Below are 12007 nucleotides of genomic sequence, written 5' to 3' on the forward strand. Positions count from 1 at the left end.
CGCAATACCGGAAGGCAGAGGTAGACGTGTCGGCAGTCGAGACCATTCATGTGGACGGGGTGTGGCGGACGGCCGCATCCGGCGCGCAGCGGGAGGTTCTCGACCCCGCGGACGCCAAGACGCTCGCGGTCGTGGCCGAGGGTGGCGCCGAGGACACCGACGCGGCCATCGCCGCCGCGCGCCGCGCCTTCGACAGCGGTCCCTGGCCGCACACCCCCGTCGCCGAGCGGGCGGCGCTGCTGCGGCGCGTCGCCGATCTGCTCCAGCGTGACCGTGAGGAGATCGCGCTCCTGGAGAGCCGCGACACCGGCAAGACCCTGGAGGAGGGCCGGGTCGACGTCGACGACGTGACCAACGCCTTCCGCTACTTCGCCGAGCTGGTCGCGGGCGAGTCCGCCGGCCGGGTGGTCGACGCGGGTAGCCCCGATGTGCACAGCGTCGTGGTGCACGAGCCGGTCGGCGTCTGCGCGATGATCACGCCCTGGAACTACCCGCTGCTGCAGGCCAGCTGGAAGGTGGCCCCGGCGCTCGCGGCGGGCAACACCTTCGTGATCAAGCCCAGCGAAGTGACCCCGCTGTCCACCGTCCATCTGGTGAAGCTGCTGGTCGAGGCGGGCCTGCCGAACGGTGTGGCCAACCTGGTGACCGGCGCCGGCGACCCGGTCGGCGCCCGGATGGCCGAGCACCCGGATGTGGACCTGGTGTCCTTCACCGGCGGCCTGATCAGCGGCACCAAGGTGGCCCAGGCCGCCGCGCCGAGCGTGAAGAAGGTCGCCCTGGAGCTGGGCGGCAAGAACCCGAACGTCGTCTTCGCCGACGCCTGCGCCACCGACGAGGGCTTCGACACCGCCGTCGACCAGGCGCTGAACGCCGCCTTCATCCACAGCGGCCAGGTCTGCTCGGCCGGCGCCCGGCTGATCATCGAGGAGTCGGTGCGCGAGCGGTTCGTCGCCGAGCTGGTCAGCCGCGCCGAGAAGATCAAGCTGGGCCGTGGCACCGAGGAGGGCGTGGAGTGCGGTCCGCTCGTCTCGGCCCAGCAGCTCGCCAAGACCCAGGCGTATGTGGCGTCCGCCCTGGAGGAGGGCGCCGTGCTGCGCTGCGGCGGCAAGCAGCCCGAGCCGTCCGACGTCCGCCCCGCGACCGGCTACTTCTATCTGCCGACCGTGCTCGACCAGTGCCATCGTGAGATGCGCGTCGTGCGTGAAGAAACGTTCGGCCCGATCCTTTCGGTGGAGACGTTCAGCACCGAAGATGAGGCCGTGGCCCTCGCCAATGACACCGAGTACGGCCTGGCCGGCGCGGTCTGGTCGTCCGACACCGCGCGCGCCCGCCGGGTCGCCGCGCGGCTGCGCCACGGCACCGTATGGATCAACGACTTCCACCCCTACCTCCCGCAGGCCGAATGGGGCGGCTTCGGCAAGTCCGGCGTCGGACGTGAGCTGGGCCCGGCGGGCCTGGACGAGTACCGCGAGACCAAGCATGTCTACGAGAACCTGCGGCCCGGCCCGGTGCGCTGGTTCGGCGGCTGACGCCCCACCGCCGGCCCCCGCCCGGGGTGGCACGGCCGGGCCCGGACCTCCCGCCGGGCCCGGGCCACGTCGCGTCCGGTGACGGGGCCCGGCCTCTTCTCCCCCTTCGTCCGTAACCCCCATCCTCTCCAGGGACGGCCTCCGGCCCGCGCCCGTGTGGGCCGCCCCGGAAGACCGGAAGACCGCGAGGAGTAACCCCCACCATGCCTGTACCTGACGCATACGATTACGTCGTCATCGGCGGAGGCACCGCAGGATCGGTGATCGCCTCCCGGCTCACCGAGGACCCCGATGTCAGCGTCGCCGTCATCGAGGGCGGCCCCACCGACATCGACCGCCCTGATGTCCTCACCCTGCGCCGCTGGCTGGGGCTGCTCGGCGGCGACCTGGACTACGACTACCCCACGGTCGAGCAGCCGCGCGGCAACTCGCACATCCGGCACAGCCGCGCCCGGGTGCTCGGCGGGTGCTCCTCGCACAACACGCTGATCTCGTTCAAACCGCTGCCGGGCGACTGGGACGAGTGGGCCGAGGCGGGCGCCGAGGGCTGGGACGCCGCCTCGATGGACCCGTACTTCCACAAGCTGCGCAACAACATCGTGGCGGTCGACGAGAAGGACCGGAACCCGATCGCCCGGGACTTCGTGGAGGCCGCCCAGGCCGCCGCCGACGTGCCGCGCGTCGAGGGCTTCAACAAGCAGCCGTTCCACGAGGGCGTCGGCTTCTTCGACCTCTCGTACCACCCGGAGAACAACAAGCGCTCCTCGGCGTCGGTCGCCTATCTGCACCCCTTCCTGGACCGGACGAACCTCCACATCATGCTGGAGACCTGGGCGTACAAGCTGGAGCTGGACGACGACGGCCGGGCCACCGGCGTGCACGTGCGCACCAAGGACGGCGAGGAGATCCTCGTCCGGGCGACGACCGAGGTGCTGGTCTGCGCGGGCGCGGTGGACACCCCGCGGCTGCTGATGCACTCCGGCATCGGCCCCAAGGCCGACCTGGAGGCGCTGGGCATACCGGTCAAGGCCGATCTGCCGGGCGTCGGCGAGAACCTGCTCGACCACCCCGAGTCGGTGATCGTGTGGGAGACGGACGGCCCGATCCCGGACAACTCCGCGATGGACTCCGACGCCGGCCTGTTTGTGCGCCGCGACCCGGAGTCCAAGGGTCCGGATCTGATGTTCCACTTCTACCAGATCCCGTTCACCGACAATCCGGAGCGACTGGGCTACGAGAAGCCCGAGCACGGCGTGTCGATGACCCCCAACATCCCCAAGCCGCGCAGCCGCGGCCGGCTGTACCTGACGAGCGCCGACCCCGAGGTCAAGCCCGCCCTGGACTTCCGCTACTTCACCGACGAGGAGGACTACGACGGCCGCACCCTGGTCGACGGCATCCGGCTCGCCCGTGAGATCGCCAAGACCGAGCCGCTGGCCGGCTGGCTCAAGCGCGAGGTGTGCCCGGGTCCGGAGGTCACCTCGGACGAGGACATCAGCGAGTACGCCCGCAAGGTCGCGCACACCGTCTACCACCCCGCGGGCACCTGCAAGATGGGCGCCGCCAACGACGAGCTGGCCGTGGTCGGCCCCGATCTGCGCATCCGCGGCCTGTCCGGCATCCGGATCGCCGACGCGTCGGTCTTCCCGACCATGCCCGCTGTGAACCCCATGATCGGAGTGCTGATGGTCGGCGAGAAATGCGCGGATCTGCTGGTCGGTGAGCGTGATCAGGTCCGGTACCGGTCGCGTGAACGAGCCGCCCAGCTCGCTCCGGGAGGTGAGGCGTGATGGCTACGACCCTGGTCCCCGAGACGCCCGACGCCCCCAAGACCACCGAGACCGGCGACCGCACCCCGGTGTTCTCGGTCCGTGACATGTGGAAGGTGTTCGGCCCGAAGGCCGAGCGCGTCCCCGGCTCGCCCGAGGCCGAGCTGCCCGCCGCGGAGCTGCGCGCCCGCACCGGCTGCACGGCCGCCGTCCGGGACGTCTCCTTCGACGTCGAGCCGGGCGAGGTGTTCGTCGTGATGGGGCTGTCCGGCTCCGGCAAGTCCACGCTGGTGCGCTGCCTCACCCGTCTGATCGAGCCGACCTCCGGGACGCTGAAGATCGACGGCGAGGACGTCATGGCCATGGACAAGTCCCGGCTGCGTGATCTGCGCCGGCACCGTGCCGCCATGGTCTTCCAGCACTTCGGCCTGCTGCCGCACCGCTCCGTCCTCGACAACATCGCCTACGGCCTGGAGATCCAGGGCGTCGGCAGGGCCGAGCGCCGCGCCAAGGCCGCCGAGATGGTGGAGAAGGTCGGCCTGACCGGTCTGGAGCGCCGCCGCCCCGGCCAGCTCTCCGGTGGTCAGCAGCAGCGCGTGGGCCTGGCCCGGGCGCTCGCCGTCGACCCCGAGGTGCTGCTGTTCGACGAGCCGTTCAGCGCGCTCGACCCGCTGATCCGCCGCGACATGCAGGAGGAGGTCATCCGGCTGCACCACGACGAGGGCCGGACGATGGTGTTCATCACCCATGACCTCAGCGAGGCGCTGCGGCTCGGCGACCGCATCATGCTGATGCGCGACGGTGAGATCGTGCAGCTCGGCACCCCGGAGGAGATCGTCGGCTCCCCGGCCGACGACTACGTACGGGACTTCGTCCGCGATGTGCCGCGCGAGCAGGTGCTGACCGTGCGCCGCGCGATGCGGCCCGCGAAGTCCGACGAGAAGGACAACGGGCCCGCGCTGACCCCGGGCACCACCGTCGCCGACGCGATCGAGGCCGTGGCCCGTTCCGGCGGCCCCGCGCGCGTCGTCGACGGCGGCCGCTGCCTGGGCGTCGTCGACCACGCCTGCCTGCTCAGCGTCGTCGCGGGCCTGGAGGGGAAGGAGGCGGCCGCCGCATGAGCACGCCCCCGACCTTCTTCCCGCCGGGCGGCACCGGGAGGCGCGTGTGAGCGCGACGACCACCCGCCCCCGTACCGACCCCGATACCGGGCCGTCCGCGGGCACGACCGCCGCGGACGAGGCGCGCCCGTCGCGTCTGCGCGCTGCCGTCGGCAGCCGGACCGTCCGCAAGCTCGCGGTGCTCGCCGTGATCGCCGCCGTGCTGATACCGCTCGCCCACGCCAAGTGGGCCGGCGCGAGCTGGCCGCACGCGCTGACCGTCGATGTGTCCGGGCCGCTGGGCAAGGCCAGCGACTGGATCCTCGACAACCGTGACAGCCACTGGATCTTCCTCTACTTCTTCGGCCACATCAGCCAGGCCATCATCATCGGCGTCCGGGCCGTCTACGTCGCCCTGCTCGCCCTCGGCTGGGCCGGTGTCACCGCCGGGCTGACCCTGCTCGCCTGGCGGGCGGCCGGGGCGCGGGTCGCGGTGACGACCCTCGTCTCGCTGGCCGTCTGCGGCGGCCTGGGCATGTGGGTGCCGACGACGCAGACGCTCGCGCTGATGGCCGTCGCCGTCACCGTCTCCGTCGTCGTCGGCGGACTGCTGGGCCTGGCCGGCGGGCTCTCGGAACGGGCGTTCCGGGCGCTGCGGCCGATCCTCGACACCATGCAGGTGCTGCCCGCGTTCGCGTATCTGCTGCCCGTCGTGATGATCTTCGGCAACGGTGTGCCCGGCGCGGTGCTGGCCACCGTGATCTACGCGGCTCCGCCCATGGCCCGGCTCACCGCCCTCGGCCTGCGCGGTGCGGACGCCGGGGTGCTGGAGGCCGTGGCCTCGCTCGGCGCGACCTGGCGGCAGCGGCTGCTGTCCGCCCGGCTGCCGCTGGCCCGCAAGGAACTGCTGCTGGGCATCAACCAGACGATCATGATGGCGCTGTCCATGGCCGTGATCGCGTCCGTGATCGGCGGCGGCGGTCTCGGTGACCGCGTCTACCAGGCGCTGTCGACCGTCGACGTCGGCAAGGCGCTCGCCGCCGGGCTCCCGATCGTGCTCCTCGCCGTCGTGATGGACCGCACCATCGGGTCGGCGGGCGAGCGGCTCGGCGCGCCCCCGGCCGAGGGCGGGTCCCGGTGGCTGCGCGGCTGGCCCGCGTGGGCGGGCGTCGCGGTGATCACCGCGGTCATCGCCGTCGCCGGACGGCTGGCCGGCTCCCAGACCTGGCCGGGCGGCTGGACCGTCGCCATCGAGGGGCCGGTCAACCAGTTCAAGGAGTGGATGGTCGACCACCTCTACACGGGTGTGCCGGTCGTCGGCGGTACCGCCGAATGGGCCGCGAACTACCTCAAGTGGATCCTCGACCCGCTGCGTGAGGGCCTGCAGGGCATCCCGTGGTACGGAATCCTGCTGATCGTCGCGGCGCTGGCCTGGCTGATCGGCACCTGGGCCACCGCGCTGACCGCCACGGCCGCCATGGCCGCGATCGGTGTGCTCGGCGTGTGGCAGTCGTCCATGGACACCCTCTCCCAGGTGCTGGCGGCCGTCGTCGTCACGCTGGTGCTGGGCTTCGCGATCGGCATCTGGGCCGCGCGCAGCGCCCGGCTGGAGCGGATGCTGCGACCGGTGCTGGACGTGTGCCAGACCATGCCGCAGTTCGTGTACCTGATCCCCGTGGTCGCGCTGTTCGGCGTCGGCCGCGCCCCGGCGGCGGCAGCGGCCATCGTCTACGCGCTGCCCGCCGTCATCCGCATCACCACCCAGGGGATCCGGAACGTCGACCCGTCCGCGCTGGAGTCGGCGCGCTCGCTCGGCGCCACCCAGGGGCAGCAGCTGCGCCAGGTCCAGCTTCCGCTGGCCCGTCCGGCGCTGCTGCTCGCCGTCAACCAGGGTGTGGTGCTGGTGCTGGCGGTGGTCGTCATCGGCGGTCTGGTCGGTTCGGGCGCGCTCGGCTACGACGTGCTGTTCGGCCTGGCGCAGGGCGACCTGGCGACCGGTCTGGTGGCGGGCGCGGCGATCGTCTGCCTGGGCCTGATGCTCGACCGGGTGACCCAGCCGACCGCACGCCGCGAGAAGAAGGGGGCCTGAGATGGCTACGGCCCGTAACGCGCGCCGCCGTCAGCTGCTGATCGCCGCCACCGGGGTCACGGCCCTGCTCACCGCGACCGGCTGCGGCGCGGCGGACATGTCCAAGCAGTCCTCGCCGTACGCCAATGTGGGCGGCGCGAAGAGTGTGACGCTCTCCGTCCAGTCCTGGGTCGGCGCCCAGGCCAACGTGGCCGTCGCCCAGTATCTGCTGGAGCACGAGCTGGGCTACCACGTCGACACCGTCCAGGTGGACGAGGTGCCGGCGTGGGACGCGCTCAGCCAGGGCCGGGTGGACGCGATCCTGGAGGACTGGGGTCACCCGGAGCAGGAACAGCGCTACGTCAAGGACAAGAAGACGATCGCCTCGGGCGGCGGCCTCGGCGTCACCGGCCACATCGGCTGGTGGGTGCCGAAGTACTTCGCCGAGAAGCATCCGGACGTCCTCAACTGGAAGAACCTCAACAAGTACGCCAAGACCTTCAAGACCGCGGAGAGCGGTGGGAAGGGCCAGCTGCTGGACGGTTCCCCGTCCTATGTCACCAATGACAAGGCGCTGGTGAAGAATCTGAAGCTGAACTATTCGATCGTCTTCGCCGGTTCGGAATCCGCCCAGATCACCCAGATCAAGCAGTTCGCCAAGCGGAAGAAGCCCTTCCTGACGTACTGGTACACGCCGCAGTGGCTGTTCAACCAGGTGCCGATGGTCGAGGTGAAGCTGCCCAAGTACACCGACAAGTGTGCCGCCGAGGGCGTGAAAAACCCCGACTCCATCGACTGCGCCTACCCGACCACCCCGCTGCAGAAGTACCTCAACGCGGACTTCGCGAAGCAGGGTGGCAAGGCCGCCGACTTCCTGAAGAAGTTCCACTGGACCAAGAAGGACCAGAACCAGGTGTCCGAGCTGATCGCCTCGGACGGGTTGTCGGCGCAGGACGCGGCCAAGAAGTGGGTCACGGCGCATCCGGACGTCTGGAAGAAGTGGCTGCGCTAGCGGTCACCGCCTGAACGACGCGTCCGGCCCGGGCCCCGTCTCGTTCCCTCCTCATGGGGTGGACGGCGCGGGGCCCAGCCGCTGGGCGAGGTCCCGGGCGGCGGCCATCGTCTCGCGGAAGAGCCGGGGGCCGAAGGTGACGCGGGCGGCGCCGAGGCGGCCCAGCTCGGCGGGGGAGGGGCCGTCCGGGGCGAACGCCGACGCGTTGACCGGCACGTCGACGGCGGCCGCGATCCGGGGCAGCAGCTCCGGGGGCGCGAAGATCGGATAGACGCAGTCCGCGCCCGCCGCCGCATAGGCCCGCCCGCGCTCGATGGCCGCTTCGGCCGCGCGCTCGGCGTCGTCGGCCCCGCCCTGGGCGAACTCCCCGCGGGCGAAGGTGTCGATCCTCGCGTTGATCACCAGACCGTCGCCCGCCTCGGCCCGCACCGCCGCCAGCCGGTCCGCCTGCTCCCGCGGGTCGGCCAGCTGCTTGGTCCGCGCGTCGGAGTCCTCCAGGTTGCAGCCCACCGCCCCGGTCTCCAGCAGCCGTTCGACCAGCTCCTTGGCGTCGAGGCCATAGCCGCTCTCCAGGTCCGCCGACACCGGGACCTCCACGGCCCGGACGATGCGGGCCACCGCGGCGAACATCTCCTCGGCCGGTGTCCGGCCGTCCTGGTAGCCCAGTGACGCCGCGATCCCGGCGCTCGGCGTCGCCAGCGCGGGGAAGCCCGCGTCCGCGAAGGCGCGGGCCGAACCGGCGTCCCAGGGGCCGGGCAGCACGAGCGGCGCCCCCGCCTCCCGGCCGTGGTGCATCGCCCGGAACGCCCTGGCCTCCCGCTCGTACGGCATGGCCGTGGCACTGATCGTCATCGGGACCCCTCGTCCTCAACCCGCGGTCGGCTTGTAGGAGCCCGGGACCAGGCGGGTGGTCACCCCGATCCGGTTCCAGGCGTTGATGGTGAGGATCAGCGCGATGAGCTGGGCCAGCTCCTGCTCCTCGAAGTGCTTGGCGGCCCGCTCGTACACCTCGTCCGGGACGAAGCCGTCGGTCAGGACGGTGACGGCCTCGGTCAGGGCGAGCGCGGCCTGCTCCTTCTCGGTGTAGACGCCGACCGCCTCCTCCCAGGCGTTGAGCAGGTAGATCCGCTCCTCTGACTCGCCCGCCGCCCGGGCGTCCTTGATGTGCATGTCGATGCAGAACGCACAGTGGTTGACCTGCGAGGCGCGGATCTTGACCAGCTCCGTCAGCGCGGGCTCCAGGCCCTTACGGGCCGCCGCGTCCAGCTGGATCATGGCCTTGTAGACCTCGGGGGCCGCCTGCGCGAACCGCATCCGGGGGCCGTGCTGGTGGGTGCTCTCATGCGTCGTCATGCGGTCCACGCTAGAACCTGACCAGCCCAGAGGTATGGTCCACTTCCATGGAGGATTCGTGGGCCAATCCCGACCCCGGAGAGGCGCGCTCCGCGACGGCGAACGGCCTCGGCGCCGATCTGCATCTGGACCTGCCGCGGGGCGGGACCAGCGGGGTGCGGGCCGCGCTCATCCGCTCCCTGCGCGACGCCGTACGCAGCGGCCGGCTCGCCCCCGGCACCCGGTTGCCCTCCTCCCGCTCGCTCGCCGCCGACCTCGGCATCGCCCGCAACACGGTGGCCGACGCCTACGGCGACCTCGTCGCCGAGGGCTGGCTCACCGCCCGGCAGGGCTCCGGCACCCGGGTCGCCCGGCGGGTGGTCCCGCCCGAGCCCGTGCCGCCGCGCACCCCGCCGGCCGCCGCCGTGGCCGCCACCCGCCCGGCGTACGACCTGCGGGCCGGGTCGCCCGACGTCTCCGCCTTCCCGCGCTCCGCCTGGCTGTCCGCCGCCCGGCGCGCCCTGACCGCCGCGCCCAGCGACGCCTTCAACTACGGCCACCCCAGCGGGCGGCCCGAACTGCGCCGGGTCCTGGCCGACTATCTCGCGCGCGCCCGCGGGGTGCGGGCCGCGCCCGAACGCATCGTGATCTGCGCCGGGTTCATCCAGGGGCTCGCCCTGCTCAGCCGGACGCTGCACCGGGACGGCCACCGCGCGCTGGCCGTCGAGTCCTGTGGCCTCGACATCCACTGGAACGTGCTGCGCCGCGGCGGACTGCGCACCGTGCCAATGCCGGTCGACGGGCGCGGCGCCCGCACCGGCGAACTGGACCCCCTCACCGACGTACGGGCCGCGCTGCTCACCCCGGCGCACCAGTTTCCCACCGGCGTCGCCCTGGACCCCGACCGGCGGGCCGCCGTGGTGGAGTGGGCGTCCCGGACCGACGGTCTGGTGCTGGAGGACGACTACGACGGCGAATTCCGCTACGACCGCCAGCCGGTGGGCGCGCTGCAGGGCCTGGACCCCGAGCGGGTGGTCTATCTGGGCACGGCGAGCAAGAGCCTGGCGCCCGCGCTGCGGCTGGCCTGGATGGTGGTGCCGGACCATCTGCTGGACCGGCTGCTGGCGGTCAAGCGGACGGGGGAGTGGCAGTCGGGCGCGCTGGACCAGCTCACGCTCGCGGAGTTCATCGCCTCCGGCGCGTACGACCGCCATGTGCGCGGGATGCGGCTGCGCTACCAGCGGCGCCGCGACCAGCTGGTGGCGGCGCTGGCCGAACGCGCCCCGCAGGTGCGGGTCACGGGCATCGCGGCCGGGCTGCACGCGGTGCTCGAACTGCCGCCGGGCACCGTGCGCTCCGTCCTCCAGGGCGCGGCCTGGCAGGGCCTGGCCATGGAGGGACTGAACCGCTACCGCTACCGCGAGGAGGGCGCGCCCGGTGGCGGCGGACCCGAGCCGGACGCGCTGGTCTTCGCCTATGGGACGCCGCCCGATCACGCCTTCGCGGGCGCCCTGGAGGCGCTGTGCCGGGTGCTGCCCTGAGCCGGCCGCTTCCCGCCCCCAGCGTTCACCTGTGCGATAACTCCCTCTAGGGTAGGCGCACCGACGAACGGGGGAGCAGAGCCGATGGAACGGACCGGTCCACGACGGCTGCGGTCGAGCACGGTGATCCTGGGCGGTATGGGCGCGCTCGCGGCGGCCCTCACCTCCTGCGGATCGGAGCCCGACAAGCGCTGTGTCGACCCGGACAGCTACGACGCGGTCAGGGGCTACCGCATCGTCGACTCCAGCGCCTGCAAAAGCTCTTCGAGCACCACGGGCGGCAAGAAGAAGAGCAGCCGCGGCACCACCAAGCGGGCCGACGGCGACTGGTACTACGACCCGGACGTCGACGGCCGCTGGGCCGATGAGGGCACTTTCAGCAAGAGCCAGGCGGCCGACCGCGGCGGCTTCGGCTGCTCGGGATCCGGCGGCGGCTGACCGGACCGCGACCCGATGAAGCGTCACACCATCGACCCCCGCCCCGACTGGCAGACCACCGTCGAGGAGCAGGGGGTCATCTACCCTCTGACCCGCTACCCGGACGGCTCGCTGCGCCCCTACTGGGACGAGAGCGCCTACTACGCCTTCACGCTGCCCGAGGTCGAGGCGCTGGAGGAGGTCGTCGAGGAGCTGCACCGGATGTGTCTGGAGGCGGCCGCCCACATCGTCGACGCCGACCGCTTCGCCGACCTCGGCATCGAGGATCCGCGGGTGGCCAAGCTGGTCGCCGAGTCGTGGCGCCGGAGGGCCGAACAGCCCAGCGTCTACGGCCGGTTCGACCTGCGGTACGACGGGGGCCCGGGCCCGGCGAAGCTGCTGGAGTACAACGCGGACACGCCCACCTCGCTGGTGGAGGCCGCGAGCGCCCAGTGGTTCTGGATGGAGGACCGCTTCCCCGGCGCCGACCAGTGGAACTCGCTGCACGAGCGGCTGGTCGACGCCTGGCGGAACCAGGCCGCCCTGCTGCCGCCGGGCGTGCCCCTGTACTTCGCCCACTCGGCCGGGGACGAGCTGGGTGAGGACCTGATGACCGTCGCCTATCTGCGGGAGACGGCCGAACAGGCGGGGCTGCGGACCGAGGCGATCTCGATGGAGGACATCGGCTGGGAACGGCTCTCCGGGCGCTTCGTGGACCTGCGGCACCGCTTCATCCGCGGCTGCTTCAAGCTCTACCCCTGGGAGTGGCTGGTCACCGACGACTTCGGCCCCCATGTGCTGGACACGATCGACAACGGCGGCGGCACCGGCTCCACCCTGTGGATCGAGCCCGCCTGGAAGATGCTGCTGTCCAACAAGGCGCTGCTGGCCATCCTGTGGGAGTTGTACCCCGGCCACCCCAACCTGCTGCCCGCCTACCTCGACGGGCCCCGCGAACTGGCCCGCACCACGGGCTACGTGGCCAAGCCGCTGCTCGGCCGGGAGGGCGCGGGCGTCACCGTGCACGATCCGGGCGCTGAGCCCGTCGTCCGGGACGAGGCCTGCTGCTACCAGGAGTTGGCCCCGCTGCCCGATATCGACGGCAACCGCGTCGTGCTCGGGGCGTGGGTGGTGGAGGACGAGCCCGCGGGGCTCGGCATCCGGGAGTCGGCCGGGCTGATCACGGACGAGTACGCGCGCTTTGTGCCACACGTGATCCTTTAAGCGGCGCCACAGCGA

10 protein-coding genes are annotated in these 12007 nt (G+C 72.1%); 8 read left to right on the top strand and 2 right to left on the bottom strand.

Features of this window, described 5'->3' with window-relative positions:
• Positions 1 to 26 precede the first annotated feature (26 nt).
• The 5 genes from ASC60_RS04510 (at position 27) to ASC60_RS04530 (ending at position 7478) form a co-directional block, all read left to right on the top strand.
• Positions 27 to 1529, top strand: a complete 1503-nt coding sequence (locus ASC60_RS04510; protein ID WP_055546800.1) for an aldehyde dehydrogenase family protein — start codon at positions 27 to 29, stop codon at positions 1527 to 1529.
• Between the two features lie 203 nt (positions 1530 to 1732).
• Entirely contained in the window at positions 1733 to 3319 is a 1587-nt protein-coding gene (locus tag ASC60_RS04515) for a GMC family oxidoreductase (protein WP_055546802.1), read from the top strand.
• The gene (locus ASC60_RS04520) at positions 3319 to 4419 is read left to right on the top strand and encodes a glycine betaine/L-proline ABC transporter ATP-binding protein (protein ID WP_107096977.1); all 1101 of its coding nucleotides are present in this window, start codon (positions 3319 to 3321) and stop codon (positions 4417 to 4419) included. The genes ASC60_RS04515 and ASC60_RS04520 overlap by 1 nt, the downstream gene beginning before the upstream one ends.
• Before the next feature lie 46 nt (positions 4420 to 4465).
• Positions 4466 to 6487 carry an ABC transporter permease subunit gene (locus ASC60_RS04525; RefSeq protein WP_107096978.1) on the top strand — a complete coding sequence of 674 codons (2022 nt, stop codon included), beginning with the start codon at positions 4466 to 4468 and terminating at the stop codon, positions 6485 to 6487.
• Position 6488: 1 nt separating this feature from the next.
• Complete coding sequence (locus ASC60_RS04530) at positions 6489 to 7478, top strand: ABC transporter substrate-binding protein (protein ID WP_055546804.1); 990 nt, start codon at positions 6489 to 6491, stop codon at positions 7476 to 7478.
• Between the two features lie 51 nt (positions 7479 to 7529).
• On the opposite strand, the gene ASC60_RS04535 is transcribed toward ASC60_RS04530, so the two are convergent.
• Positions 7530 to 8330 carry an isocitrate lyase/phosphoenolpyruvate mutase family protein gene (locus ASC60_RS04535; RefSeq protein ID WP_079038145.1) on the bottom strand — a complete coding sequence of 267 codons (801 nt, stop codon included), beginning with the start codon at positions 8328 to 8330 and terminating at the stop codon, positions 7530 to 7532.
• 15 nt (positions 8331 to 8345) lie between these two features.
• A complete protein-coding gene (locus ASC60_RS04540; protein WP_055547265.1) occupies positions 8346 to 8831 on the bottom strand; it encodes a carboxymuconolactone decarboxylase family protein in 486 nt (161 codons plus the stop codon).
• A 47-nt stretch (positions 8832 to 8878) separates the two neighbouring features.
• On the opposite strand from ASC60_RS04540, the gene ASC60_RS04545 reads away from it, so the two are divergent.
• From ASC60_RS04545 to ASC60_RS04555, 3 genes are all read left to right on the top strand, one after another.
• On the top strand, positions 8879 to 10351 hold the full coding sequence (locus ASC60_RS04545) for a PLP-dependent aminotransferase family protein (RefSeq protein WP_055546806.1): 1473 nt from the start codon (positions 8879 to 8881) through the stop codon (positions 10349 to 10351).
• An 84-nt stretch (positions 10352 to 10435) separates the two neighbouring features.
• Positions 10436 to 10789: a hypothetical protein gene (locus tag ASC60_RS04550; RefSeq protein WP_055546808.1), complete on the top strand. Its 354-nt coding sequence runs from the start codon at positions 10436 to 10438 to the stop codon at positions 10787 to 10789.
• Positions 10790 to 10804: 15 nt separating this feature from the next.
• The gene (locus tag ASC60_RS04555; protein ID WP_055546810.1) at positions 10805 to 11992 is read left to right on the top strand and encodes a glutathionylspermidine synthase family protein; all 1188 of its coding nucleotides are present in this window, start codon (positions 10805 to 10807) and stop codon (positions 11990 to 11992) included.
• The last annotated feature ends 15 nt before the right edge of the window (positions 11993 to 12007 follow it).

The organism is Streptomyces sp. NBRC 110028 (assembly GCF_001417735.1).
GTDB lineage: Bacteria > Actinomycetota > Actinomycetes > Streptomycetales > Streptomycetaceae > Streptomyces.

Bases quoted from the DNA above. Each gene is read 5' to 3' on its own strand.
- ASC60_RS04550 (WP_055546808.1), top strand. From the start codon at position 10,436: ATGGAACGGACCGGTCCACGACGGCTGCGGTCGAGCACGGTGATCCTG.
- ASC60_RS04530 (WP_055546804.1), top strand. From the start codon at position 6,489: ATGGCTACGGCCCGTAACGCGCGCCGCCGTCAGCTGCTGATCGCCGCC.
- ASC60_RS04555 (WP_055546810.1), top strand. From the start codon at position 10,805: ATGAAGCGTCACACCATCGACCCCCGCCCCGACTGGCAGACCACCGTC.
- ASC60_RS04540 (WP_055547265.1), bottom strand. From the start codon at position 8,831: ATGACGACGCATGAGAGCACCCACCAGCACGGCCCCCGGATGCGGTTC.
- ASC60_RS04520 (WP_107096977.1), top strand. From the start codon at position 3,319: ATGGCTACGACCCTGGTCCCCGAGACGCCCGACGCCCCCAAGACCACC.
- ASC60_RS04545 (WP_055546806.1), top strand. From the start codon at position 8,879: ATGGAGGATTCGTGGGCCAATCCCGACCCCGGAGAGGCGCGCTCCGCG.
- ASC60_RS04535 (WP_079038145.1), bottom strand. From the start codon at position 8,330: ATGACGATCAGTGCCACGGCCATGCCGTACGAGCGGGAGGCCAGGGCG.
- ASC60_RS04515 (WP_055546802.1), top strand. From the start codon at position 1,733: ATGCCTGTACCTGACGCATACGATTACGTCGTCATCGGCGGAGGCACC.